Origin of the sequence: Novosphingobium sp., assembly GCF_036820275.1 — a bacterium.
GTDB lineage: Bacteria > Pseudomonadota > Alphaproteobacteria > Sphingomonadales > Sphingomonadaceae > Novosphingobium.
Genome location: NZ_DAISLT010000015.1, coordinates 113,405 through 136,552, shown reverse-complemented (window position 1 = coordinate 136,552; position 23,148 = coordinate 113,405). Strand labels below are relative to the sequence as shown.

At 63.5% G+C, this 23,148-nt stretch carries 25 protein-coding genes, 1 tRNA gene and 1 pseudogene; 10 read left to right on the top strand and 17 right to left on the bottom strand.

Going from position 1 to position 23,148, the window contains the following annotated elements; genetic code table 11:
• Positions 1 to 717: pseudogene (locus tag V7066_RS14035) on the bottom strand (IS3 family transposase); the annotation flags it as partial.
• A 335-nt stretch (positions 718 to 1,052) separates the two neighbouring features.
• Here V7066_RS14035 and V7066_RS14030 point away from each other — a divergent pair.
• A complete protein-coding gene (locus V7066_RS14030) occupies positions 1,053 to 1,226 on the top strand; it encodes a hypothetical protein (RefSeq protein WP_334183650.1) in 174 nt (57 codons plus the stop codon).
• Between the two features lie 1,024 nt (positions 1,227 to 2,250).
• On the opposite strand, the gene V7066_RS14025 is transcribed toward V7066_RS14030, so the two are convergent.
• Together V7066_RS14025 and V7066_RS14020 are read right to left on the bottom strand one after the other, a co-directional pair.
• Positions 2,251 to 2,811, bottom strand: coding sequence for an opacity protein (locus tag V7066_RS14025; RefSeq protein ID WP_334183649.1), 561 nt, complete (start codon positions 2,809 to 2,811; stop codon positions 2,251 to 2,253).
• 1,134 nt (positions 2,812 to 3,945) lie between these two features.
• Positions 3,946 to 4,074 (bottom strand): hypothetical protein, encoded by a 129-nt coding sequence (locus V7066_RS14020; RefSeq protein WP_334183648.1) that lies wholly within the window; start codon positions 4,072 to 4,074, stop codon positions 3,946 to 3,948.
• A gap of 457 nt (positions 4,075 to 4,531) precedes the next feature.
• Here V7066_RS14020 and V7066_RS14015 point away from each other — a divergent pair, with 457 nt between their 5' ends.
• Complete coding sequence (locus V7066_RS14015) at positions 4,532 to 5,185, top strand: SOS response-associated peptidase (RefSeq protein WP_334183647.1); 654 nt, start codon at positions 4,532 to 4,534, stop codon at positions 5,183 to 5,185.
• A gap of 98 nt (positions 5,186 to 5,283) precedes the next feature.
• Here V7066_RS14015 and V7066_RS14010 read toward each other — a convergent pair whose 3' ends face one another.
• Positions 5,284 to 5,664 (bottom strand): hypothetical protein, encoded by a 381-nt coding sequence (locus V7066_RS14010; protein ID WP_334183646.1) that lies wholly within the window; start codon positions 5,662 to 5,664, stop codon positions 5,284 to 5,286.
• A gap of 97 nt (positions 5,665 to 5,761) precedes the next feature.
• Here V7066_RS14010 and V7066_RS14005 point away from each other — a divergent pair, with 97 nt between their 5' ends.
• Positions 5,762 to 5,935, top strand: a complete 174-nt coding sequence (locus V7066_RS14005) for a hypothetical protein (RefSeq protein WP_334183645.1) — start codon at positions 5,762 to 5,764, stop codon at positions 5,933 to 5,935.
• A gap of 415 nt (positions 5,936 to 6,350) precedes the next feature.
• Here the strand turns inward: V7066_RS14005 and V7066_RS14000 are convergent, their stop codons facing one another.
• Positions 6,351 to 6,623: a hypothetical protein gene (locus tag V7066_RS14000; RefSeq protein WP_334183644.1), complete on the bottom strand. Its 273-nt coding sequence runs from the start codon at positions 6,621 to 6,623 to the stop codon at positions 6,351 to 6,353.
• A 141-nt stretch (positions 6,624 to 6,764) separates the two neighbouring features.
• On the opposite strand from V7066_RS14000, the gene V7066_RS13995 reads away from it, so the two are divergent.
• Positions 6,765 to 6,914: a hypothetical protein gene (locus tag V7066_RS13995; RefSeq protein ID WP_334183643.1), complete on the top strand. Its 150-nt coding sequence runs from the start codon at positions 6,765 to 6,767 to the stop codon at positions 6,912 to 6,914.
• A gap of 48 nt (positions 6,915 to 6,962) precedes the next feature.
• Here the strand turns inward: V7066_RS13995 and V7066_RS13990 are convergent, their stop codons facing one another.
• From V7066_RS13990 to V7066_RS13980, 3 genes are all read right to left on the bottom strand, one after another.
• Positions 6,963 to 8,336: a tyrosine-type recombinase/integrase gene (locus tag V7066_RS13990; RefSeq protein WP_334183642.1), complete on the bottom strand. Its 1,374-nt coding sequence runs from the start codon at positions 8,334 to 8,336 to the stop codon at positions 6,963 to 6,965.
• A 201-nt stretch (positions 8,337 to 8,537) separates the two neighbouring features.
• Positions 8,538 to 8,614, bottom strand: a tRNA-Met gene (locus V7066_RS13985).
• A 109-nt stretch (positions 8,615 to 8,723) separates the two neighbouring features.
• Entirely contained in the window at positions 8,724 to 9,266 is a 543-nt protein-coding gene (locus V7066_RS13980; protein ID WP_334183641.1) for a 2'-5' RNA ligase family protein, read from the bottom strand.
• 121 nt (positions 9,267 to 9,387) lie between these two features.
• Here V7066_RS13980 and V7066_RS13975 point away from each other — a divergent pair, with 121 nt between their 5' ends.
• Entirely contained in the window at positions 9,388 to 9,798 is a 411-nt protein-coding gene (locus V7066_RS13975) for a sugar transporter (RefSeq protein ID WP_334183640.1), read from the top strand.
• Positions 9,799 to 9,836: 38 nt separating this feature from the next.
• On the opposite strand, the gene mltG is transcribed toward V7066_RS13975, so the two are convergent.
• The 4 genes from mltG to aspS all read right to left on the bottom strand — a co-directional run bounded on the left by mltG (position 9,837) and on the right by aspS (position 14,531).
• Positions 9,837 to 10,811: an endolytic transglycosylase MltG gene (gene mltG / locus V7066_RS13970; RefSeq protein WP_334183639.1), complete on the bottom strand. Its 975-nt coding sequence runs from the start codon at positions 10,809 to 10,811 to the stop codon at positions 9,837 to 9,839.
• Positions 10,812 to 10,830: 19 nt separating this feature from the next.
• Positions 10,831 to 12,090, bottom strand: coding sequence for a beta-ketoacyl-ACP synthase II (fabF, locus tag V7066_RS13965; protein WP_334183638.1), 1,260 nt, complete (start codon positions 12,088 to 12,090; stop codon positions 10,831 to 10,833).
• Positions 12,091 to 12,277: 187 nt separating this feature from the next.
• Entirely contained in the window at positions 12,278 to 12,514 is a 237-nt protein-coding gene (locus tag V7066_RS13960; protein ID WP_007013838.1) for an acyl carrier protein, read from the bottom strand.
• A 232-nt stretch (positions 12,515 to 12,746) separates the two neighbouring features.
• Positions 12,747 to 14,531, bottom strand: coding sequence for an aspartate--tRNA ligase (gene aspS, locus V7066_RS13955; protein ID WP_334183637.1), 1,785 nt, complete (start codon positions 14,529 to 14,531; stop codon positions 12,747 to 12,749).
• A 165-nt stretch (positions 14,532 to 14,696) separates the two neighbouring features.
• On the opposite strand from aspS, the gene V7066_RS13950 reads away from it, so the two are divergent.
• The 3 genes from V7066_RS13950 (at position 14,697) to V7066_RS13940 (ending at position 17,164) form a co-directional block, all read left to right on the top strand.
• Positions 14,697 to 14,951, top strand: coding sequence for a hypothetical protein (locus tag V7066_RS13950; RefSeq protein ID WP_334183636.1), 255 nt, complete (start codon positions 14,697 to 14,699; stop codon positions 14,949 to 14,951).
• 81 nt (positions 14,952 to 15,032) lie between these two features.
• Positions 15,033 to 16,271, top strand: coding sequence for a ribonuclease D (rnd, locus tag V7066_RS13945; protein ID WP_334183635.1), 1,239 nt, complete (start codon positions 15,033 to 15,035; stop codon positions 16,269 to 16,271).
• Positions 16,268 to 17,164 (top strand): hydrogen peroxide-inducible genes activator, encoded by an 897-nt coding sequence (locus tag V7066_RS13940; protein ID WP_334183634.1) that lies wholly within the window; start codon positions 16,268 to 16,270, stop codon positions 17,162 to 17,164. The genes rnd and V7066_RS13940 overlap by 4 nt, the downstream gene beginning before the upstream one ends.
• Before the next feature lie 216 nt (positions 17,165 to 17,380).
• On the opposite strand, the gene V7066_RS13935 is transcribed toward V7066_RS13940, so the two are convergent.
• Both V7066_RS13935 and pgsA read right to left on the bottom strand, forming a co-directional pair.
• A complete protein-coding gene (locus tag V7066_RS13935; RefSeq protein ID WP_334183633.1) occupies positions 17,381 to 18,631 on the bottom strand; it encodes an MFS transporter in 1,251 nt (416 codons plus the stop codon).
• A 91-nt stretch (positions 18,632 to 18,722) separates the two neighbouring features.
• Positions 18,723 to 19,316, bottom strand: a complete 594-nt coding sequence (pgsA, locus tag V7066_RS13930) for a CDP-diacylglycerol--glycerol-3-phosphate 3-phosphatidyltransferase (protein WP_147219367.1) — start codon at positions 19,314 to 19,316, stop codon at positions 18,723 to 18,725.
• 244 nt (positions 19,317 to 19,560) lie between these two features.
• Between pgsA and V7066_RS13925 the strand changes: the two genes are divergently transcribed.
• Complete coding sequence (locus tag V7066_RS13925) at positions 19,561 to 20,874, top strand: MFS transporter (RefSeq protein ID WP_334183632.1); 1,314 nt, start codon at positions 19,561 to 19,563, stop codon at positions 20,872 to 20,874.
• 9 nt (positions 20,875 to 20,883) lie between these two features.
• Here the strand turns inward: V7066_RS13925 and V7066_RS13920 are convergent, their stop codons facing one another.
• The 3 genes from V7066_RS13920 to V7066_RS13910 form a co-directional block, all read right to left on the bottom strand.
• Complete coding sequence (locus V7066_RS13920; RefSeq protein ID WP_334183631.1) at positions 20,884 to 21,018, bottom strand: hypothetical protein; 135 nt, start codon at positions 21,016 to 21,018, stop codon at positions 20,884 to 20,886.
• 255 nt (positions 21,019 to 21,273) lie between these two features.
• A complete protein-coding gene (locus V7066_RS13915; protein ID WP_334183630.1) occupies positions 21,274 to 21,456 on the bottom strand; it encodes a CsbD family protein in 183 nt (60 codons plus the stop codon).
• A gap of 118 nt (positions 21,457 to 21,574) precedes the next feature.
• Positions 21,575 to 21,988, bottom strand: coding sequence for an EVE domain-containing protein (locus V7066_RS13910; protein ID WP_334183629.1), 414 nt, complete (start codon positions 21,986 to 21,988; stop codon positions 21,575 to 21,577).
• A gap of 142 nt (positions 21,989 to 22,130) precedes the next feature.
• Here V7066_RS13910 and V7066_RS13905 point away from each other — a divergent pair, with 142 nt between their 5' ends.
• Complete coding sequence (locus V7066_RS13905) at positions 22,131 to 23,066, top strand: isopenicillin N synthase family dioxygenase (RefSeq protein ID WP_334183628.1); 936 nt, start codon at positions 22,131 to 22,133, stop codon at positions 23,064 to 23,066.
• The last annotated feature ends 82 nt before the right edge of the window (positions 23,067 to 23,148 follow it).

Here is a 23,148-nt window from a genome sequence, read left to right as displayed (position 1 = left end):
CGATCACGACAGCCAGATAGGCAAAGCCCTCCAGGGTGCGGATGTAGGTGATGTCGGTCACCCAGGCCCTGTCGGGGGCAGCGACGTCGAACTGCCGGTCCAGAGTATTGTCGACCGCCAGGGATGGCTTGCCGCCATAGCTCCCCGGCCGACGCTTGTAGCCGATCTGCGCCTTGATACCTGCCAGCCTGGTCAACCGGGCAACACGGTTCGGGCAGCAGGTCTCGCCCTGATCCAGTAGGTCGTCGTGCAACTTGCGGTAGCCATAGACTTTGCCGCTGTCGTTCCAGGCTTGCCGGATCAACTTCGTCTGCCGAACATCTTCCCGGGCCCGTTGGCTCAGCGGGTTCTTCTGCCAGGCATAGAAGCCGCTGGGCTGGATGCGCAGGCACCGACACATCGATCGAACCCGGAACTGGTCACGATGCTCGGCAACAAATGCGTATCTCACTTTGCATCCCTGGCGAAATACGCGGTGGCTTTTTTTAGAATGTCGCGCTCCTCGGTCACCCGGGCCAGCTCGCGCTTCAACTGGCGGATCTCGGCATCCTTGCTGGCATCGCCAGACACCACCTTTGCCAGTTGCCGCTTCCATGCGTACAGCGAATGCTGACTGACGCCGAGCCGCTCGGAAACCTCCGCTACCGGATACCCGCGCTCGGTGATCTGGGCCACCGCATCACGCTTGAACTCATCGCTGAAATTGGGCTTCCCCATCGACGTCTCCTGTCCTCAAAATTAGGATAGAAAGCGTCCAGAAATCTAGGGGCTACTCAGACTGGCTCACCGCTCTTGCCGCAGAGGTTGGCCTGCTCTCGGTCTTCGCGCACTGGAGCAGCAGAACACGATCCTGATTCAGGACAAGCTCGCCTTCATCGAACAGCAGAACATCGCCGCCGCCGCGCAACTGAAGGATGTGGAGGTAAGCAATGCCGAGGTCAAAGAGTATCTGCCTCGCCCTATCCCGGCTGATTTGCGCAGGCTGCTCGAAAAGAAGTGACGGCGCCTTCGCCCCGCCCCCGCCCGCCTATGTGGGCATTCCGGCTGGGCTGATGGCGCGACGCACCGTCAAGGACGTGCCGCTGACGACGACGGCCGACATCCTCACGAGGCGGGGCATCTACATGGAGGGATTCGAGAAGTGCGCCGCCAAGGTGGACGCGATCCGGGATCACGACGCTAAGGCCCCCACCGGCTCGCAGGCGCCGCTCAGCGCGTCGCAGTGATGCCGGGTATCGGTGCGACACGTTCCCTGCTAACAGCCGCGCCTCCTGCCCCGACAACGGCCAGGCATTACCAAACCTCGGCCCCGCTCCGGCGGGGCCATTTTACGACACTCGCGAAAACGACCTAGGCCCTTGCCAACCGGCGCAGGGATTAACGAATTGCAATTCGCTCCGTCGTTGAATTTGCCGCACAATGTGGATCTGCGCCTCATCGGGTAGACCCTCCCATCCGATGCAGCCCTTTGCGTGCCTCGGCGCGTTGCGACAACCTCAGCCCCGGAGCCCCGAAAGCATGCTCCGGGGCCTTTCTCTGAAGGTGTCCGCATCGAGCAGAGTGCTAGCCTGGTCACAGAATAGGGCGCCACACTTCAATTCTTTGTCACGGACCCGTGGTATTCGAAGATCATTGGTCGGCCACAAGGGTGGCAATTCTTGGCGGCAGGCCATGATGCGCTTCGGCGCAACGCGACGCAAACTTAGCCCCGGTCCGCGTCCTCAAGCGCGAACCGGGGCTTTTCTCGTTATGGTTTTCGGCCTTGGCTCGGTGTCATACATGGAATTGGCGCAGCTCTGGCTTGCCGTGTCGCCTCAACGACGCCGCCACGATGGCAATCTGGAACGTTTATCCCACTTATGCATTCTCCAAGCGGATCCTGCTTTCAGGGTCAAGTTCGGCTGGATCACCCATTGCACCGAACCTGCTGAGCGAAAAAAGGGCTGCCGAATCCACATTCCGGCAGCCCTTTTCGCGAGGCGCCTTAGGCTGCGGACCGGGTTCGAAACCGGCTGGCCCACGCCCACCTCGCGTGGCCCTCTGTACAGCCACCAGGGCGCGCCCCTTCGCGCTGCCGCAGCAAGATGAAAATAATCTCTCTCGGCGCCGCACATATTAAGGCCCCGCTGCCTAGCGGCAGCGGGGCCTTAATGCCATGACGACGGTTCTCGGTGGCGTTTTAAACCCCGCGTCACTATTGGTTTGAGGAGACCGGTTCAGGAATGAGCCGGACCTTCTCGCCCCAAACTATTAGAAGTGCATGATCACACCGGCCATCGGGCGGATGCTGTCGAAGTCGTAGGTCTCGGCCTGAAGGCGAAGGCGCACACCGCTGTTGCCGGTGATGCCGCCCAGACCGATGTCCTTCGGGCCGACTTCGACGCCGACGCCGTAAATCCAGTCCTTCTGGTCGCTGTATGCGCGGCGACCGTTGACCCACTGGTAACCAGCCGTAGCGAAGACCATACCGCTATCACCGGCGCGGGCGCCAACGCGACCACGGACACCGTACTCCCAGTCGATGTCACCGAAGCCCTTTGTGGCGTTGCCTTCGGCGCCCACAAAGACCGGCCCCAGAGGCACGTTCACGCCGGCCACGCCGCTGATAAGCGCACCGTTCATCTTACCGCCGCGCGGCGAACCAAATTCGCTGTCACGGTCGAACGAGTGGTAGCCGCCAAGCACACCGAAATAAGGCTCGATACCGAACGCGGGGGTGCCATCGGGCGCGGTCGCCTCCGTCCCGTCCTGAGCGAACGCTGCAGTCGGAAGGGCAAGAGCAAGAGCAGCGGCGCAAACAATCTTCTTCATTTCAAACTCCGAACGTTATAGCCGACTTGGCGGCACGCTCAGAAAACCGCGCTCAGCCAATCGAGTTTCGAGGCTGACTTGATTCCGTAACATAGTGGCATTTTGGCATCATTCCTTGTGGTCGCAGAGCACGTCGCGACCATTACCTCGCCGTACGCGATGATCCCACCCGCCGCGCTCGCCCGGAAAATCCACTTCTGCGGCGAACTATCAATCAGCGGACCGGGTGTGGGGAAAGGCGGTGAGCGATTCGAGCGGGCGCATCTGTCGGCACTTTGAGGGAATGGGGATGCCGGGTATCGCCTGCCCTCCGGCAAAATGAGGTGACGCCGCAGCGCGCGGTGGCGCAGCGGCGTCGGAGAGGTAGCTGCGGGCCGGAGCCGTCCAGCCCAGCGCCGCAGCCAGGTCGAAAGTGACATGATCGAGGCCGGGAACAATCGCCCATTCAGTATGTTGACCCCGCACTGTCACAGGGACAGTGTTCTGTGCTGATTACCCGAGATGCACCGGACTAGAGGCCGCCCGTGTCGCAAGGGGCGGCCTCTTCGTTTCAGAAGACCAGAACCCCCACCAAGATCACGCAGCAACCGAGCGCGGCCATTACTTGTCGGGGACGGGACGGAAGGGATCCGTCTGCAAGGATGGCTAAGCCTGCCAACGATACGCCCGAAATGACGGCGAAAAGCGCTAGATATAGATGATCAATCGACATGGGACTTCACCTCACCGATCCTCATGCATCGACTCATTATCACGCTCATCCGAACGTGCAAAAAAGAGAGAAGGTGCTGGAACCTTTCCAGACTTGCGGCGCTTTGTCGTCGGTCCTGAGCCAGTAACTCTGTTACCATTCAAGGCCACCCATCTGCGCGAGAGCGCAAGGCAACCCGAACTTGAAAGCCCGAGGCACCAACATGCCTCGGGCCTTTTCGAATCAAGCGCCCTAGGACCTCGTTCCGGATCAGGCCGCCTTGCGCGCCAGCCCAACCCGCACGGCAAGGGTCCACTCCCGGCGGCTGGCGTCTCACGAGGCGATGCCCAGCGCGATCACGTCGTTCGACGCCTCTTCCATGCTATCGCGCCACGGCGCGCGCGGGCGGCCGAAAGGGGTGACCCGGTAACGCTTCGCCACCTTCAATAGCTGGCCCAATCGAGATCGGCCTCGTCCAAGGCCTCAAACATGTCGCCGTCCGCCTGGAGCATGCTCAGGCGCCTGCGCACCGCTTCCGGATCGCCGTCGCGCGGGAAGCCGCGATCAGCCATGGCGCCCTTGGCCAGATCACCGAAAAGTCCGCCGCGTTAACTACACCCACGATGTAATTTCGAAAACGGCTGATTTCTTCGGGTTTCAGGCCAAGACTAGGGGGTGGGTTACGGATGTTACGCTTTTCCGCTTCCTCCCTCCGTAGATGGCTTCGCTAGCCGAACATTTTTCCGATCCTCAACCGCCGTTGAATAGGCCTGCCAGCTGCATCAAAGTGCATCAGCGCTGCGCCGGTCATCGGCGCCACCCTGCCTAGGAAGCTAGCCATTTTCCCGACGCCGCCGATGTGCATCAAAACCGATACGAAAAGTGCGCGGGCGAGGCGGGGGATTAAGCGCGCTTTGAGGGGGTACCGCTCCATGTCGTGGCGGCGCAATATTGTTACTCGGCTTCAGGACGTTGTGGGGCGGGGGTTGAGCGATTGACGGGCCGTCTGAGCAGGCGCACGATGCCCCCATGTGCAACCTCTACCGCATGACAGCGCCTGCGGACGCAGTCGCGGGATTGTTCCGAGCGACAACCGGCGCCGTGCCGAACTTCGCGGCCGAGATCTACCCCGGCTATCCCGGCCTCGTCGTCTCTGACGGCGCTGTCCGTGCGATGAACTGGGGCTTCCCCCTGGTGCTCAAGAGCAAGAAGACCGGCGCGCCGCTCAAGCCCAAGCCGGTGAACAACACCCGCGAGGACAAGCTGCACACCGGCTTCTGGATCGACAGCTTCCGCAAACGACGTTGCCTGATCCCCGTCACCGCCTGGGCAGAGGCCGAGGGCGCGAAAGGTGCGATGACGAGGACGTGGTACTCGCTGCCCGATCACGATCTGTTTGCCGTCGCGGGCGTCTGGCGCCCGACGGCTGAGTGGGGCGACGCTTATTCCATGGTCATGGTGGATGGGTGCGAACAGATGGCCGACGTGCATGACCGCATGCCGACGATCCTCGCCCGCGAAAATTGGGAACGCTGGACGAACGGCGAACCAGACGAGGCCTTCGCGCTATGCCGCGTCTACGATGCCCCACTGGTGGTCGATCGCACGGACGAACCGTGGTTCAAGAGAGCCAGCCCACAACCTGCGCCACGAACGCCACCGCCATCAGCAACGCTACTATGATCATCTCGACATCTTTCAGCATCGTCCGGTGATCCCCCGCGATCCGTCGGTAGGCAACGCCGGATAGATCCGCGTTGGACCAGACCACCGGACGCGCCTCAATAGCTTAGCCAGTCGAGTTCGGCCTCGTCCACGGCCTCGAACATATCGCCTTCAGCTTGGCCGACTCGCAGGCGCTGACGGACGGCCTCAGGGTCGCCATCCTTGGGAAAGCCGTGATCGGCCATGGCACACTTCGCCAGCTCGCCAACCAGCCCTCCGCGCCCGGCCTGCATGACCAGCCAGCGGCCGAATGCTCCGCGCTCAGCAGGCGATGCGGTTCGGCCTGTCGGTCGCAGACGCGGGTCGGGTGGCGACGGCACGAAAGCCCGAAAATCAGGCCCTTTCGCAAAATCTTGGAAGGCCCCTCCGCCCTCCGCGATCCTGCTGACTTCCCTGCGTAAATCATCAAGCGTCGGCGTGGTGGGGGTCTGGTCCATGGCAATCCTCGCTATCGAATCGGTGGAACAAGCCTACCATGTTCTCTATATGTTCACACCATGAGTCGGCGCTTTCGGGCGCGCAGGAGGACAACAGATGGATCAGATTAAGGAAATCCGCCGAGCGGTTGCAAAGGCGCTGGAGACGCGCGGTCTCGATAACCGGGAGTTCCTGCGGCAAATCCGCTCCGGCGAGCAGGACGATGGCCCCTACATGACCGGCGCCCTTGCCTGTGCCGCCCTGCTGTCCAAGCAGCCCACGCCCGGCTGATGCCGTGCGTTACGAGGACGGCCTGAGAATACCGACGCGGCTGTTCGAGGCCGCCGCCTGGCATTACCCGATCAAGGTGACGTGTGTATGCGGCCGGTCAGCCGTGTTCGATCCCCATGCCCTATGGTACCGGTTTGAACGGGCAGGATGGGACCCGATCTTCGCGTAGGCTCGAGAGCACTTCTACTGCCGCGAGTGTTGGCGCACGAAGTACCGCAAGCTGCGGCCTGCAAAGTTCGAGACCTGCCGGGAAGAACCGACGATCCACCTGCCGATGCCGCACGAGCGAAAGTGGAAACAGGCGATCAATCGTTTTCGCGGATAGCGGGCGGCAGCTTTTCAGCGAAGCCAATTTCTAGCTGTACGTCCGATAATCGGGGTTTGCCGACTGTCGGCAAAAAATGCCCAGCCAGTTTCAATCCGTCTGTGCAATGTCCTCTGCTGGTACACCATTAATCGACACGCGAGGGTCACAGTCCCACCCCGCATATACTTGAATGCTGTCGGCGTGGAAAATGGTCGTAAACCCTTCGTTCGTCGGGGGAGGATCGGCCCATACTTCCATTTTATCTCCGGGTTGGAGGATGTAACGTCGGGGTATCATCTCGATCCAAATCTCGACGGGAGCTTCGCCATTGTTTTCAAAGCATTGCCGTTGCTCTGGTAGCTTGCGCCGATAGCCAAACATAATGTCTCCTTACCAGCCAAGCTGGATCAGGTGCCGAACGTCCGCAAGGTCGGCGGGTCCGGTCAGGCACCTTTCGGATTAAAATCTTGCAATCTTGCCGTCCGGTTTCGGGCGCGCGACTGCGCACCGCCTATGACGGAAATGGGCGCACTGCAGCTCGGCAGGTTGATGTCCGCCGGACGGCGGGTCTATGGCAGGAAAAGACGTTCGCTGTGGCTAATCGGGCGACCGGGTCTGCTCGAAACTGCCGCGCTCAAGCTGTTCGACAAGCAACTAGTTTTTTCGCTTTGAGGCAGAAGCTCAAGATCCTTTCAACGATGAGCGTTCCGCATGAACAGCTCAATTCTCACCGCAACGAGAACGTCCCGGAAATTTGATGATGTTGTCCCCGGCTTCCACGCTCTGCTGGACGAGCCGCAAATTGCCTCGTGTCTCCACGCCACACAACTGTCGTTCATGGACGTCGGAAATGCCATTCCGGTCCGCGCCGGAAGAGGCCGAACCATCTTTCTCCGGCCAACCGCAGGCATCGACATAGTCGCCCCACTCCTGAAGCATACGCGCCCGAGGACCAAGATGCTGCGCGCTGTTATAAGCAGCCCGTACGGTATCATCCTCTACGTGAGCCAAGGCCAACTCGATCCAATCCGACCGATAGTCCTGGGATTCATTTGCCCAGGTCGAAGCCAGAGCCCGAAAGCCATGGATTGTCTGGCGGCTTCTATATCCCATCCTATAGCAACCATAGAGCATCGTGTTCTCCGACATCTCGGATCCCTGCCGATCTCCGGGAAAAACGAACCCTCCTGCCGTCACCGTTGTCATTTTCCTTCGCCGCTTGAGGATTAGAACAGCCTGGGACGATAACGGAACAAGATGCTCCCGATTCTTCTTCATGCGCTCCCCAGGCACTCTCCACACGGGCTGCCGACCATCCAAATCCTCTATCTCACTCCAGACCGCACCGCGCACTTCACCAGTGCGGGCGCACGTGAGCAACGTGAACATCATGGCGTCCCTGGTTCGATCACGCCGCCGGCTCCCATCTTCGCCGTCATACCCAGCAATGGCACGAACAAGATCCGGAACTTCCTGTTGTGGCACACGCGCCATGTGCTTCACTCGCGGCCGCGGTTTCAGGGCACCAATCAAATGCACCGTCGGATTTTCACGCGCCCAGCCGTTTGCGATCGCAAACCGGTAGACCTGGCTCACGCATTGGTTCGCGCGCCTGCTGATATCGAGAGCCCCCCTCGCCTCGATCTTCCTGATCATGTCCAGGATCTCGGGGACGGTTATCTCGGTGAGTGGACGGTGACCGATCGCAGGAAAAACATCCCTTTCCATCCGGCTGATTACCCTCTGGGCGTGAGCGGCATTCAATCCGCCAGCGCGATTCGCGTGCCAATCGCGTGCTACCTTTTCAAAGGTACGCTCTGCTGCCTGCTGTTCTTCCGCCTGCACCACACCCGGGTCTCGCCCCTCGGCAAGGCAGGCTCTGGCCTCGTCGCGCTTGGTCCGCGCAGCCGCGAGCGGAACGTCGGGATATTTCCCGAAGCTCAGCAGCTTTTCCTTGCCGCCGAATCGGTACTTCATCCGCCACAGCTTCGAGCCGTTCGGCTGGACGAACAGGTGCAATCCACCGCCGTCCGTCAGCTTGTATGCGCGGCTCCGGATCGCCGCATATTTAACTTCAAGTTCCTTGAGGGCCATGTGGGGGTATCGCCTGTTGGGGGTGCTGGCAAAAAATACCCCCAATTCCACCCCCAATTCAAATCGACGTGGGTGGTCCCACATGGACGTGAGCGGACGTTTGTGTGCCGTGACGAACGCCTTAAACGCTTGAAATTATTTTGAAAAAAGATGCCCCGAGACGTCTGCGGACAAAGCTGGACTGTCTCTGAAAAGGGGGTGTGGTAGCGGAGGAGGGACTCGAACCCCCGACACGCGGATTATGATTCCGCTGCTCTAACCAGCTGAGCTACTCCGCCAAACCATGGCCACCGCTTGGGTGGCTCGATCCGGTGCCCAGCATCGCTGCCGGGCAGGTGGCGTCCTCTAGGGGCAAGGTTCGGATCGGTCAACACCCAAAAATGCTTTTCAGCCGCGAAAAGGCAAAAGGCGGATCGGGCGCCATAATCCCGTCTCCCAAGCATAAAGTCCGAAGCCGCGGAAACGGAAGGCGCGCGGCGTCAGGGCCGGGCCGAGTTCTGTCTGGAGCGCACGGGCGGCGGCGGGCGCGACCTTGTTCTGGATGGTGATGTGAAGTCGCAGCGGCCGGCTGTCCTGATCGGTCAGCAGTCCGTGCATGCGCTCGGCGATCACCGCGTGAAGATCCACCATCTCCGGCGAATCGACCTGGAGCGCGGTGCCGTTGTCCAGTTTCATCAAGCCATCGATTCGCGCCCTCGGTGGAGCGTTGCGAGCAAGGTTGGCCAAGACGTCCACAAGCTCGCCCTCCACCGCAGGCGGTAGCGCGTGGAACAGGGTGACATGGGCGCGCAGGCGATTGCGTTCCGGCGGATAATACGTCCGGCGCAGGCTATCCGCCCAGCCAAGCACGTCAGGCGGCAGTTCGGCCGTTACGAGAAGCGGCGCGCCGGGCTTGCGTTCCGTCGCGAGAATTTCGCCTTCACGGTTCATTTTCTTGCTCCTTGGGCGCCTGCTCCTTTGGGCTGGCCGCCCTCGCCCGAGCGGTCAATTGCCAGAACCCAGGCGATCCGGCAAAGTGCCTGAAAAACCGTCCTGTGCGAAAGGAGCGGGCATGCGCAAGTTCTGGATCATCGCCGTTCTCATCCTGCTGTGGAACCTGATCGGCGACGCGGCCTACCTGATGCAGGCCAGCGCCGATATCAACGAGATCGCCGCGCGAGACCCGGTGCAGGCACAAGCCTTTCGCGAGATGCCGGGATGGGCCTGGGGCGCCTATGCCGTGGCGGTGACCAGCGGCACGCTCGGCGCGATCCTGCTGCTGCTGAGGCGTGGTTGGGCCTGGGCGCTGTTCGCAATGTCCTTCGCGGCGGTGGTGATCCAGTTCGGCTGGAGCTTCCTCGGCTTCGACATGCTGGGCGCGAAAGGGCCTTCCTCGGCGATATTCCCGCTGGTGATCGTGGGGATCGCGTTCGCCTCGACGATCTATGCGCGGCGCAAGCGAGCGGACGGGACGCTCAGGTAGCGAACGCCCCCATTCCTCTTCAGAAAACTCGGCCCTCTTCAGATCTCGCCGCGCGCGCGGCGGATCGCGAACCACTTCTTCACATTGGCGTTGTGCTGCGCCAGGGTGTCGGCGAAAGCGTGGCCGCCGGTGCCGTCCGCGACCATGTAGAGCGCGTCGGTCTTGGCCGGGTTCAGCACCGCGGCGATCGATTCGCGGCCCGGATTGGTGATCGGGTGCTTCGGCAAGCCGAGCATCGTGTACGTATTGTAGTCGTTGACTGCCCGGATTTCCGACTGGAGGATGCGGCGCCCCAGCGGCTTGCCCTTGGTGATCGGATAGATGATCGTCGGGTCGGCCTGAAGCAGCATGCCCTGCTTGAGGCGGTTCGAATAAAGCCCGGCCACCATGCGCCGCTCGGAAGGCTTGCCGGTTTCCTTCTCGACGATCGAGGCCAGGATCAGCGCCTGCTCGGGCGTCTTTACGATGAGATTGGGCGCGCGCTTGTCCCACAGGTCCTTAAGCGTCGCAGTCATTGCCGCCTGCATCCGGCGCAGCACCGCCGCGCGCGGTTCACCGTTTTCGAAGGCGTAGCTGTCGGGCAGCACCGAACCTTCGTTCGGCATGGCCACATCGCCGCTGAGCTGGTCCTGCGCCTTGAGGCGCTCATAGACCATGATCGACGGCATGCCCTCGGGCACGGTGACAAAGCGGCGGATCACCTCGTCGCTGGAAAGGATCGCCAGCACGCGCGAGGGGCTGGCGTGGGCGGGGATGGCGAATTCGCCTGCCTTGATCGCACTGCCGCCACCGAAGACGCGGGCGCGCAGGGCGAAGCCGCTGGCCGAGCGGATCACGCCCTTGTCTTCCAGCCGCTCCGCGACGGTGGCGAGACTCGCCCCGTTGGGAACGATGAAGTGCTGGTCCTCCGCCAGCGGGCCGGAACCGTACCAGCCGCCCACGAAGGACCACAAGGCGATCACCGCCGCCAGGCCGATGGCCGCGACGAGTATCCATTTGCGCCGCGACATCATCGCCCCAAATCCTCCTGGATCAGTCGATCTTGCGCATCACCAGGCTGGCGTTGGTGCCGCCGAAGCCGAACGAGTTGTTCAGCACCGCGCGCACTTCACGCTTCTTGGCGACGTGCGGCACGAGGTCGACGCCCTCGCAGCCCTCATCCGGGTTGTCGAGATTGAGCGTGGGCGGAACGATCTGGTCGCGCATCGCCAGGATGCAGAAGATCGATTCGACCGCACCGGCACCACCGAGCAGGTGGCCGATGGCCGACTTGGTCGAGCTCATCGAAACCGTGCCGAGAGCATCGCCGAACAGGCGGCGCACGGCGCCGAGTTCGATGGTGTCGGCCATCGTCGAGGTGCCGTGGGCGTTGATGTAGTCGATATCGGCAGGCGTCATACCGGCCTTCTTCAGCGCCATCTGCATCGAGCGGTAGGCGCCGTCGCCGTCCGGATGCGGGGCGGTGACGTGGTAGGCATCGCCCGAGAGGCCGTAGCCGATCACTTCGCAGTAGATCTTCGCACCGCGTGCCTTGGCGTGTTCGTACTCTTCCAGCACGAGAACGCCGGCGCCCTCACCCATGACGAAGCCGTCGCGGTCCTTGTCGTAAGGACGGCTGGCCTGTTCGGGGCGGTCGTTGAAGCTGGTGTTGAGCGCGCGAGCCTGCGCGAAACCGGCAATGCCGATCGGGCAGATGGTCGATTCGGCGCCGCCCGCCAGCATGATGTCGGCATCGCCGTCCTTGATCATGCGCGCGGCGTCGCCGATCGAGTGCGCGCCGGTCGAGCAGGCGGTGACGACCGCGTGGTTCGGACCCTTGAGGCCGTACTTGATCGAGACCTGGCCCGAGATCAGATTGATGAGGCGGCCGTGGACGAAGTGCGGCGAGACGCGGCCCGGACCCTTCTGGTCGAGCACCAGCGATTCGCTCTCGATGCCCGGCAGGCCGCCGATGCCCGAGCCGATCGAGCAACCGGCCATGAGCTTGTCTTCCTCGCTCATGTCGGTGAGGCCCGCATCCTCGAGGGCCTGGCCGGCGGCATCGATGCCGAAGACGATGAAGGGATCGACCTGGCGCTGGATCTTGTGATCGACACGCTTGCCGGCATCGAAGCCATATTCGTGGTCGGCCGGCTTCACTTCGCAGGCGATCGTGCACTTCTGGTCCGAGACATCGAACTTGGTGATCGGGCCCGCCCCGCTCTTGCTGGCAAGGATGTTGGCCCAGGTGGTCTCGACGTCAGCACCCAGGGGGGTGACAAGACCAAGTCCGGTGACGACAACACGACGCATTCATGCTCTCCGAAAAAGCAATTTGGCCGAACATGCGCAAGGGTGCAAACCGACACGCAGAAACGGCAACAGGCCCGCCCCCTTAGAGGTCGAGCCTGTCAAGTTCAATCCGGTTATGAACCGGGATCACAGCCGCCCACGATCCGGCCCGAGGCCGGAAGTCGCGAGAATGGCCGAAAAGCCGGGCTCAGCCCTTGTTCTCTTCGATGTACTTGATCGCATCCGAGACGGTGCTGATCTTTTCGGCAGCATCGTCGGGGATTTCGACGCCGAATTCTTCTTCGAACGCCATGACCAGCTCGACGATGTCGAGCGAGTCAGCGCCCAGATCGTCGATGAAGCTTGCTTCTTCCGTCACCTTGTCGGCTTCGACGCCCAGGTGTTCGACGACGATCTTCTTAACCCGATCGGCGGTATCGCTCATTGTAAACCCCTTCAAAAATTCGCGAGGTGTGGAATCTCGCCTGCCGCCCTAAAGACTGGGCAGCGCGCTGGCAAGCCTCGCACACAAGATAGGATCGCGACGCCGAAGCGCCATGTCCCGATTTACCCACGCCCCGGCCATGTTTCCGGAATATTTCCGGGCGACGGCCGAGGCTGGCGTGAGAAGACAGTCCCGGCGGAATAGCGGTTCCACCAAAGACTGCAACGACCTTTTAACCCTTCTGGGGTTCCACCACACGCATGTGCAGCTCGCGCAGCTGCTTGGACTCGGCCGGGCTCGGGGCGCCCATCAGCAGGTCTTCCGCGCGCTGGTTCATCGGGAACAGCGTGATTTCGCGCAGGTTCTGCGCGCCGCAGAGGAGCATGACGATACGGTCGACACCGGCCGCCATGCCGCCGTGCGGCGGGGCGCCGTACTGGAAAGCACGGTAGAGACCGCCGAAACGATCTTCCACGTCCTGCTTGGTCAGGCCCACCATCTCGAAGGCCTTGACCATCAGTTCGGGCGACTGGTTGCGGATCGAGCCCGAGGCGATCTCGTAGCCGTTGCAGACGAGGTCGTACTGGAACGCCTTGATCGTCAGCGGATCCTGGCCTTCCAGCGCTTCCATGCCGCCCTGCGGCATCGAGAACGGGTTGTGCGCGAAGTCGACCTTCTTGTTGTCCTCGTCCCATTCGAAGAACGGGAAGTCGACGATCCAGCACAACTCGAAGCGGTCCTTGTCGATCAGGTCGAGCTGCTCGCCGGTGCGGATACGGGCGAGACCGGCCAGCTTGGCGGCCTGCTCTTCCTTGCCCGCGGCGAAGAACACGCCGTCGTTCGGGCCGAGGCCCAGCGCCGCGATCAGCGCGGCGGTCTTTTCCTCGCCGTGGTTCTTGGCGATCGGACCGCCGGGGACGCCGTCCTTGATGTTGATATAGCCGAGGCCGGAGTAGCCCTCGCCGCGCGCCCAGACGTTCATGTCGTCGAAGAACTTGCGGCTGCCCGCGCCCGCGCCCGGAGCCGGGATCGCGCGGATCGTGCCGCCGTTCGCGACGATGCCCGCGAAGATGCCGAAGCCCGATTCGACGAAGTGCTCGGTCACGTCCTTGATGATCAGCGGGTTGCGCAGGTCGGGCTTGTCCGAACCGTAGTCCAGCATCGACTGGGCATGCGGAATGCGGCGGAATTCACCGGCAGGCGTCACCGGCTTGCCTTCGGCGAAGTCGGCGAACACGCTCTGGAGCACCGGCTCCATCGTTTCCCAGACTTCTTCCTGCGTCACGAAGCTCATTTCGAGATCGAGCTGGTAGAACTCGCCCGGCAGACGGTCGGCGCGCGGGTCCTCGTCGCGGAAGCAAGGGGCGATCTGGAAGTAGCGGTCGAAACCGGCGACCATCAGCAGCTGCTTGTACTGCTGCGGGGCCTGCGGCAGCGCGTAGAACTTGCCGGGGTGGATGCGGCTCGGCACCAGGAAGTCGCGCGCGCCTTCGGGGCTGGAAGCGGTGAGGATCGGCGTCGAATATTCGGTGAAGCCGATGCCTTCCATCTTGCGGCGCATGTCCGAGATGATCTTGGTGCGCTTGACGATGTTGGCGTGCAGCGTGTCGCGGCGCAGGTCGAGGAAGCGATAACGCAGGCGGATATCCTCGGGATATTCCTGCTCGCCGGCCACCGGCATCGGCAGTTCCTCGGCGCGGCTGATGACCGTCGCGGAACGGGCATAGACCTCGATCTCGCCGGTCGCGAGGTTGGCGTTCACCGTGGATTCGGTGCGGGCCTTCACCGTGCCCTCGATCGTCACAACCGATTCGACGCGCAGCGAATCAAGCAGTTCCAGCGCCGCGCTGTCGGTATCGGCGACGACCTGGGTCATGCCGTAGTGATCGCGCAGGTCGACGAAGAGAACGCCGCCGTGATCGCGCTTGCGATGCACCCAGCCCGAGAGGCGCACGGTCTGGCCGACCTCGGCAGCGGTCAGGGCGCCGCAGGTGTGGGAGCGATAAGGATGAGTCATGGCGGGCTCGGGCTTCTTCTCGGCTGAATGGAATTGCAAGCCGTGCCCCCTAGTCGAGTGGCGCGGCGATTTCCAGTTTCGAATCGGACATCGCCCTCCGCCTGCGTCGATAACCCGAAATAAACCATTTCCGGCTTATGCCCTGCGGCAAAACGGGTTTCGCCAATGGATCACATGGACAACGCGCAGATTTCGGAAGCCGCCCCGACCGGCGGCGTTCCGGAAAATCAGTTCCGCACGGCCGAAGAAGGCCACGAAGCCTGGCACCTGCCCCCACCGGGACTCCACACGACCGGCACCCAGTTGCGCCGCCGCCTGGTCACGCCGGAAAGCATCGCCGAAGTGGAAAACGAGATCGCCCCAAATCCTTTGGCGAGCCTCCTGAATCGGGTCTTCGGGGGCCTGTTGCGCAAAAAATAGGCAAATTCGTCATTTGTCGGAGAATATGACGGACCGGAAACATTGATCCCCCGCCCGGTTCGCGTTACCGCGACGGTCGAAATGAAAATCCACCCGCTGATAACGAAGACCGAAGACCTCGCCGCGCTGTGCGAACGCCTTGCGAAATCCGATTTCGTGGCGGTCGACACCGAATTCATGCGCGAGAACACCTATTGGCCCGAACTCTGCCTCGTGCAGATCGCCAATACCGAGGAAGCGGCCGCGATCGACCCTCTGGCGCAGGGGCTCGACATGACGCCCCTGCTCGACCTGCTCACCGCCAACGAGGAGGTCCTCAAGGTCTTCCACGCGGGCGGCCAGGACGTGGAGATCATCTTCAACCTCACCGGCCGCACCCCGCACCCGATCTTCGACACCCAGATCGCGATGATGGCGATCAGCCAGTCCGAGCAGATCGGCTATTCGAACCTCGTCGAATCGTGGATGGGCCTGACCATCGACAAGGGCGCCCGCTTCACCGACTGGTCGCGCCGTCCGCTGACCGAGCGGCAGATCGAATATGCCATCGGCGACGTCACCCACCTCTCCAAGATCTTCCCCAAGATGCTCAAGCGCCTGATCAAGACCGGGCGCGGCGAATGGCTCGATCAGGAGATGGAGAAGCTCGCCGATCCGGAGCACTACCGCAACGATCCCGCCCAGGCCTGGAAGCGGATCAAGGCGGCGGGCCGCAATCACGCCATGCTCGGCCGCCTCAAGGCGATCGCCGAATGGCGCGAGATCGAGGCCCAGGGCAAGAACATCCCGCGCGGCCGCATCGCCCGCGACGAAACGCTGGCCGACATCGCCAGCCACCCGCCCAAGCAGCAGGCCGACCTCGCCAAAGTGCGCGGCCTCTCGCAGGGCTGGAAGGACAACGACATCGGCAAGCGCCTGATGAACACCATCGCCAAGGCCGAGCCGCTGACCGACGACGAACTCCCGCCCCGCACGCCCAAGGGCGCGCCGCTGGGCAAGGAAGGCTCGCTGGTCGCCGACCTGCTCAAGCTGCTGCTCAAGATCCGCGCGCGCGAGATCGACGTTGCCGCCCGCCTCCTCGCCCGCAGCGAGGACCTCGAACTGCTGGCCGCCGGCGTGCGCAAGAAGCTGCCGATCCTCGAAGGCTGGCGCTATGAGGTCTTCGGCCGCGACGCGCTCGCCCTCGTCGAAGGCAAGCTCGCCTTCGCGGTGGAAAACGGCAAGCTCAAGATGACCCGCGTCGAGGAAGAGGCCTCAGGCGAGACGACCGACGCTGCATCGGATGAGGCCGCGCCGGACGAGGCGCTGGACGGCGAGTGACCGTCTACCAGCCCACGCTCAAGCAGCTTCAGTATCTCGTCGCCCTGCACGAACACGGGCATTTCGGCCGTGCCGCCGATGCCTGCTTCGTGTCGCAGTCCACGCTCTCGGCAGGCCTGCGCGATCTGGAAGCCTTGCTCGGCGTCACGCTGGTAGAGCGCACCAAGCGCGCGGTGCGCTTCACGCCGCTGGGTAACGCGGTCGTCGCCAAGGCCCACCGCATCCTGCGCGAGACAGAGGAACTGTCCGACCTCGTGCAGTCCAGCGGCAAGCCGCTCTCGGGCGAAGTGCGGATGAGCGTGATCCCGACGATCGCGCCGTTCCTGCTCCCCCGGATGCTGCCGCGCCTGCGCCGCGAGCGCCCGAACCTCAAGCTGTTCCTGCGCGAGGAGCCGAGCCAGGCCGCGATCGAATCGCTGCACCACGGCCGCGCCGACTGCGTGCTGCTCGCCCTGCCCTACGCCACCGGCGAAGTGGACAAGGAAACGATCGAGCTGGACGCCTTCTTCGTCGCCTTCCCCAGCGACGACCCGCGCAATCCCCCGGCGGAAGTCGGCCCCGAAGTGATCGACGAGCACCGCCTGCTCCTGCTGGAAGACGGCCACTGCCTGAAAGACCACGCACTGGCCGCCTGCAACCGGCCGGAACTGCGCGCCTCGGCGACGATGATCGGCACCTCGCTGCATACGCTGGTGCAGATGGTGGACAACGGCCTCGGCCTGACGATGCTGCCGGAAATGGCGATCGACGCGGGCATCCTCAACGGCACCAACGTTGTCGCCCGGCCGCTACTCTCACCCAACGCCAATCGCGAGATCGCTTTGGTGTGGCGCAAGAATTCGCCCCGTGCAGAGGAGTTTCGTCTGCTCGCGGATGAGCTTCGGGCCGGGTAGTTTTCAGGAAAAGTAGAAGCAGGGGAGCATAGCCCCCCTGCACCCCCAGGAATGTCCAGGTCACGCAGGCCGACAGCGTCGTGCGCCCATGGCGGCGTCGGGAAACGTATTGGCTGCGCCGCAGGGAGCGCACAACGAATCGGTAGCGCGCGAGGTAGACATTCCGAGGGTCCGGGGGATCTCCTGAGCTTGTCGAAGGGCCCCGGGTCTTCCCCTTCACCTCTTCACCCGAACCACCTGCAGCCCCAAACCCAGCGCCGCAATCGCAGTGCCGAGCACGACGACACCGCTCCATCCCGAGTTGTGCCACGCGACCGTCGCCGCGCCCGAACTGGCGGAACCGGCGAAGAACATCGACGCCATGTAGACCGTGTTGATTCGCGAGCGCGCTTCGGGGCGCAGGGCGTAGATGATGCTCTGGTTGGAAATCTGGCTCGCCTGGATCGCGAAATCGAGCAGCAGCACGCCCACGATCAGGCCTGCGATCGAGGTCCAGAACCCGAAGACCAGCCAGGAAACCAGCGTCAGCGCGCTTGCGGCAACGATCACCGGATGCGGGCCTCGGCGGTCGGCAATGCGGCCCGCGATCGGCGCGGCCAGTACGCCCGCCGCCCCGAGCACGCCGAACAGCCCCGCCACTTGCGAGCCGAGACCGAAGCGCGGCTCCTGCAGATGCAGCGCCAGGATCGTCCAGAACACGCTGAATACGCCGAACTGGGTGCACTGGGTAAAAGTGGCGAGCCGCAGGGCGGGAAACTCGCGCCAGAGGTCGCGCAGCGAGGCCATGAGGCCGAGGTAGCCCAGCCCGCCGCGATGCGGGTGGCTACGGGGCAATTGCCAGGCCATCAGGCCCGCCGTCATCAGCGCCAGCGGCACCGCCAGCCAGAACATCGCCCGCCAGCCGAAGGCACCGCCGACGAAGCCAGCCAGCGTGCGGCTGAGCAGAATGCCACAGAGCAGCCCCGCCATGACCGTGCCGACGACCGCGCCGCGCTTGTCCTCAGGCGCCAGGTTGGCAGCAAGCGGAACGATCTGCTGCGCGACCGAGGCCAGCAGCCCGACGAGCAGCGAAGCCGCCAGCACCGTGCCGCCGGTCGGCGCCAGGGCGACCAGGGCCAGCGCCACCGAGAGCGCGATGCACTGCGCCACGATCAGGCGCTTGCGTTCCAGCAGGTCTCCCAGCGGCACCAGCAGCAGCAGACCCGCGGCATAGCCAAGCTGGGTCGCGGTGGGGACATAGGTGATCGCCGCGCCCGAGAAGTCGCGCTCCATCAGGCCGAGCATCGGCTGGCCGTAGTAGATATTGGCGACCGTCAGCCCGGCCGAAGCGGCAAGCGCAAAGACAAGGGCACGGCCGAAGCCGCGCTCACGGGACGGTCGTTCCCCTTCGGCGCGGTTGCGAGACGGGGCGGCGGAAACGGGACGGGGCGCGGTAATGAGACTTTCCTTGCTGATAATGGCCCCCATGCCGCCCCTGCCGGGCATCGGCGATTGTGCCAAACGCAACGAGTTCAAGCCGCTGCGCAATTTTCGCAATGCAGCAATATTAGCGAGGACCTCAGTCCATGTGCTTCAGGCCGACCCGCAGATAGTCCCAGCCGGTGATCAGCGTCAGCACCGCCGCGCCCCACAGCGTGGTCAGGCCCACGGTATGCGGCACGTTGACCTCCAGCGCGCCGAGATCGACGTTCCACCACGGCATCGCCGCGCCGAGCACGAGTGCACCGAGCGAAATCATCTGGAAGGTGGTCTTCCACTTGGCGAGGCGGCTGACCGGCACCGAGACCTGCAAGCCGCCGAGGAATTCGCGCAGACCCGAAACCGCGATCTCGCGCACGAGAATGATCAGCCCGGCGATGACATGCATGTCGCCGACGTAAGGCCCGGTGAGGATACCCTGCGCCGTCAGCACCAGAATCACCGTCGCCACCATGATCTTGTCGGCGATCGGATCGAGGAACACGCCCAGTTTCGACACCGTGCCGCTCGACCGGGCGAGATAGCCGTCGAAATAGTCGGTGATGCCCATCAGGCAGTAGAGACCGAAGGCCAGGCCGTAGCCGAACTCCCAGCGCGGCCACCAGAGCAGGAAGGCCAGCAGCGGCAGCGCCACGATGCGCGACAGGGTGAGGATATTCGGCAAGGTCAGCATGTTCCCTTGCCCATAGCCGCGATTCTCGCGTTTGAGAATTGGCTTGTGGATCGCCCCGCACGCGCCCCTGCCTCGGGACACCCCACGGCGGGGATATTTGCTGGAACGTTTGTTGCGGAACGATTTCCGCGCTCATCCGCTAACCGCCCAGAAAGGCAAAAAACGGCTTACGGGGCTTGTGCCCTCGCCTTACCGCATTAAGTGTCGCCCCCATGATGAAGCGAGGCCGCCGAATTTCTCCGACATGACAACGACGACCCAACTCATCCGGGCCAGGCGCTTCCTGCCCCTGTTCGTCACCCAGTTGCTTGGCGCGTTCAACGACAACCTGTTCAAGAACGCCATGGTGCTGTTCGTGGTCTACGGCGTCTACAACTCGGAGACCGCCGAGGCGCGGTTCAGCGCGCTGGCGTCCGGCATCTTCGTGATTCCGTTCTTCCTGCTCTCGGCGCTGGCCGGGCAGATGGCGGACATGCGGGACAAGTCGCGGATCATCCGCATCGTCAAGTTCTGCGAGATCGTCATCATGCTGGTGGGCGGCACCGGCCTGGCGCTCGCCTGGCAGGGCATCGCGCTCCACGCCGTGGCGATCCCGCTGATGCTGCTCGCGCTTTTCGCCATGGGCATCCACTCGACCTTCTTCGGCCCGATCAAGTACGCGATCCTGCCGCAGCACCTGAAGGAAGGCGAAGTGCTTTCGGGCACCGGGCTGGTCGAGGCAGGCACCTATATCGCGGTTCTGGCAGGCACGATCGTAGCAGGCTGGATCAGCGTGGACACCGCCGCGGCGATGGTCGTGGTGATCGCCGCCGTGGGTTATCTGGCGGGCCGACAGGTCCCCCCCGCGCCGCCGCAGGGTGAGCCGGAGCCGATCGACTACCACGTCATCCGCTCCTCGATAAACCTCGTGCGCACGACGATGCAGGACCGCCGGGTCTATCTGGCGATCTGCTCGATCAGCTTCTTCTGGGCGATCGGCACGGTGCTGTTCGTACACTTCCCCCCGCTCGCCAAGAACATGCTTCATGCCAGCAAGGAAGTGGCGAGCCTGTTCCTGGTGATGTTCTCGGTCGGCGTCGCCATCGGTTCGGTGGCGATCAACGCCCTGCTCAAGGGCACGGTCTCGGCGCGCTGGTCACCGCTCTCGGTGATCGGCATGGGGCTGTTCCTGCTGGCCTTCCAGGAAGTCTGCGCCTCCTGGCCGCCGCATGGCGGACCGGAAGCGCTGATGAACGTGGCAACTTTCGTGGTCCAGCCGCTGGCGATCCCGCTGCTTCTGACGCTGCTGGGCATCGCCGTCTGCGGCGGCATGTTCGTGGTGCCGCTCTACGCGTTCCTCACGACGTTCGTGGACAAGTCGCAGACCGCCCGCACCATTGCCGCCAACAATATCGTCAATTCAGGCGCCATGGTGGTCGGCGCGATCGCGACCGGCCTGATGTCGCTGCTCGGGCTGGCGGTCGTGACCCAACTCATGGTGGTGGCGCTGTGCTGCGTCGCCTCCGCCTGGCTCGGCCACTTGCTCTACCGGGCCGAGCGGGCCGCCAAGCGGCCCTGACCCCGGCCTTCAGGCGATGAAGGTCGTCACGACCACCAGCGCGGCGCAATAAGCCGAGAGGAAGCGGCGCCAGTCGCCGCCGGTCATCTGCCAATGGGCCTTGACCCGGGCATCTTCCGCCGCCTCGACCGCAGGCGACTTCACGCCGCGGCAGACATGGCGAGGCAGTGAACGCCGGAATGGATGACCGGCCTTTCCGTGAGCGAGGATGCTTGCGCGTCGAGACATGACACGCAGCTTAAGACTTTGTTTACCTTTGGCCACTCATCCGAAAGGGCCATCCCGATCCGGGACGGTAAGAGACGAGCCGCCGGGTAAAGAACTTTTAACAAGCTCCTGCGCCAAAACGAAAAAGGGCCGCCCGAAGGCGACCCCTTGCTTAAATGTGAGAGCGGGAGGTCAGATCCGGTCGCCGAGCGCGCCCTTGACCTTGCCGACGCCCTGCTGGACCTCACCCTTCTTTTCCTGGATCTTGCCTTCGGCCTGCTGGGCAGGGTCGTTGCGGGCCTTGCCGATGGCCTGCTTGGCGTTGCCTGCGATCTCGTTGCCCAGGCCCTTGATGGTGTCCTTCAGTTCGCCCATGATCGTTGCTCCTTCTCGGTTCCGACGGAATTCCGCCGTTTGCACATCGAAGAAACCCGCCAGACCGCGCGGAAGTTGCCGCGCCCTGCGCCGGAACGTGGCCTGAGAGCGACGAAGCTCAGCCGCCCGCCAGCGACAGAACATAATCCCAATCCTGCGGCGTCACTTCGGCAACCGACAGGCGCGAAAGCTTGAGCATCTCCATCTCGGCCAGTTTGGGATCGGCCTTCATCTGCGCCAGCGTCACGGTGCGCGCCAGCTTGCGCACCGGCTTGACCTTCACCGCCGCCCACTTGCCCTCGGGGTCGCTGGGGTCGGTCAGGCCGGACTGGCTGATCGTGACGATCCCCACGATCTCCTTGCCGATGTTCGAGTGGTAGAAGAACGCCTCGTCCCCCACCTGCATGGCGCGCAAGTTGTTGGCGGCGCGGTGGTTGCGCACGCCGTCCCAGGTGCCCTCGCCCTCGGCCACGAGATCCTTCCAGCCGTAGGCATCCGGTTCGGACTTCATCAGCCAGTAGCGCTTCGCCATCTCGTGCCTTTCGATTTCGCCTTGCGGCAATAAACTTATAAGGGGGCGGCATAACGATTCAATCGGCGGAAACAACATCGGTGATTCGGCGCCCTTCGCGGGGCATCGGTCACACCCCGCCGAGCCTTGTTGGAAGACCATGATGAACCTTGCCCAGATCCCCGTCCTCAGCCTCGAATCCGACCGCGCCGAGTTCTCGCAGCGCATCGGCGAGAGCTTCCGCACTTTCGGCTTCGCGATGGTCCGCGACCACGGCATCGACCAGGCCCTGATCGACCGCGCCTGGGCGCTGACCGCCCAGTTCTTCGCCCTGCCCGACGACGTGAAGCGCGGCCACTTCATCCCCGGCCAGGGCGGCGCCCGCGGCTACACGCCGTTCCGCACCGAAGTCGCCAAGGGCGCGACCGAGAAGGACCTCAAGGAATTCTGGCACATCGGCCGCGACCTTCCCGATGGTTCGCCGCTCGCCGCCTCGATGCCGCCGAACATCTGGCCCGGCGAGGTCGAAGGCTTCCAGGAAACCTTCACCGAGCTTTACGCCCAGTTCGACAAGGCCGGTGCCGAAATCCTCTCCGCCATCGCCACCTACCTCGGCCTCGACGCGCGCTGGTTCGATCCGGCGATCGAGGACGGCAACTCGGTGCTGCGCCTGCTGCACTACCCGCCCGTGGGCGAAGGCGCCGGCGGTGCCATCCGCGCCGGCGCCCATGAGGACATCAACCTCATCACCCTGCTGCTCGGCGCGCAGGAAGCGGGTCTCGAACTGCTCGGCAAGAACGGCGAGTGGCTCTCGGTCGCCCCGCCGGAAGGCGCCGTGGTCATCAACATCGGCGACATGCTCCAGCGCCTGACCAACCACGTCCTGCCCTCGACCACGCACCGCGTCCGCAATCCCGATGGCGACCGCGCCGCGCACAGCCGCTATTCGATGCCGTTCTTCCTGCACTTGCGCAGCGACTTCCCGTTCAAGACGCTGGACCAGTGCATCACCGAAGAGAACCCGGACCGCTATCCGGTCAGCATCACCGCCGACGACTACCTTCAGGAGCGTCTGCGCGAGATCGGTCTGAAGATGTGATCCATTACGCCTCCCGGCCCATCCGCCGGGAGGCGTGGTTTACGGGCGAACTCCGGCGTTCCTGCCGCTTTCGCTGGACCTG

Coding starts and splice junctions, on each gene's coding strand:
- V7066_RS14030 (WP_334183650.1), top strand. CDS start 1,053: ATGGCGCGACGCACCGTCAAGGACGTGCCGCTGACGACGACGGCCGAC.
- V7066_RS14025 (WP_334183649.1), bottom strand. CDS start 2,811: ATGAAGAAGATTGTTTGCGCCGCTGCTCTTGCTCTTGCCCTTCCGACT.
- V7066_RS14020 (WP_334183648.1), bottom strand. CDS start 4,074: ATGGCTGATCGCGGCTTCCCGCGCGACGGCGATCCGGAAGCGGTGCGC.
- V7066_RS14015 (WP_334183647.1), top strand. CDS start 4,532: ATGTGCAACCTCTACCGCATGACAGCGCCTGCGGACGCAGTCGCGGGA.
- V7066_RS14010 (WP_334183646.1), bottom strand. CDS start 5,664: ATGGACCAGACCCCCACCACGCCGACGCTTGATGATTTACGCAGGGAA.
- V7066_RS14005 (WP_334183645.1), top strand. CDS start 5,762: ATGGATCAGATTAAGGAAATCCGCCGAGCGGTTGCAAAGGCGCTGGAG.
- V7066_RS14000 (WP_334183644.1), bottom strand. CDS start 6,623: ATGTTTGGCTATCGGCGCAAGCTACCAGAGCAACGGCAATGCTTTGAA.
- V7066_RS13995 (WP_334183643.1), top strand. CDS start 6,765: ATGGGCGCACTGCAGCTCGGCAGGTTGATGTCCGCCGGACGGCGGGTC.
- V7066_RS13990 (WP_334183642.1), bottom strand. CDS start 8,336: ATGGCCCTCAAGGAACTTGAAGTTAAATATGCGGCGATCCGGAGCCGC.
- V7066_RS13980 (WP_334183641.1), bottom strand. CDS start 9,266: ATGAACCGTGAAGGCGAAATTCTCGCGACGGAACGCAAGCCCGGCGCG.
- V7066_RS13975 (WP_334183640.1), top strand. CDS start 9,388: ATGCGCAAGTTCTGGATCATCGCCGTTCTCATCCTGCTGTGGAACCTG.
- mltG (WP_334183639.1), bottom strand. CDS start 10,811: ATGATGTCGCGGCGCAAATGGATACTCGTCGCGGCCATCGGCCTGGCG.
- fabF (WP_334183638.1), bottom strand. CDS start 12,090: ATGCGTCGTGTTGTCGTCACCGGACTTGGTCTTGTCACCCCCCTGGGT.
- V7066_RS13960 (WP_007013838.1), bottom strand. CDS start 12,514: ATGAGCGATACCGCCGATCGGGTTAAGAAGATCGTCGTCGAACACCTG.
- aspS (WP_334183637.1), bottom strand. CDS start 14,531: ATGACTCATCCTTATCGCTCCCACACCTGCGGCGCCCTGACCGCTGCC.
- V7066_RS13950 (WP_334183636.1), top strand. CDS start 14,697: ATGGATCACATGGACAACGCGCAGATTTCGGAAGCCGCCCCGACCGGC.
- rnd (WP_334183635.1), top strand. CDS start 15,033: ATGAAAATCCACCCGCTGATAACGAAGACCGAAGACCTCGCCGCGCTG.
- V7066_RS13935 (WP_334183633.1), bottom strand. CDS start 18,631: ATGGGGGCCATTATCAGCAAGGAAAGTCTCATTACCGCGCCCCGTCCC.
- pgsA (WP_147219367.1), bottom strand. CDS start 19,316: ATGCTGACCTTGCCGAATATCCTCACCCTGTCGCGCATCGTGGCGCTG.
- V7066_RS13925 (WP_334183632.1), top strand. CDS start 19,561: ATGACAACGACGACCCAACTCATCCGGGCCAGGCGCTTCCTGCCCCTG.
- V7066_RS13915 (WP_334183630.1), bottom strand. CDS start 21,456: ATGGGCGAACTGAAGGACACCATCAAGGGCCTGGGCAACGAGATCGCA.
- V7066_RS13910 (WP_334183629.1), bottom strand. CDS start 21,988: ATGGCGAAGCGCTACTGGCTGATGAAGTCCGAACCGGATGCCTACGGC.
- V7066_RS13905 (WP_334183628.1), top strand. CDS start 22,131: ATGAACCTTGCCCAGATCCCCGTCCTCAGCCTCGAATCCGACCGCGCC.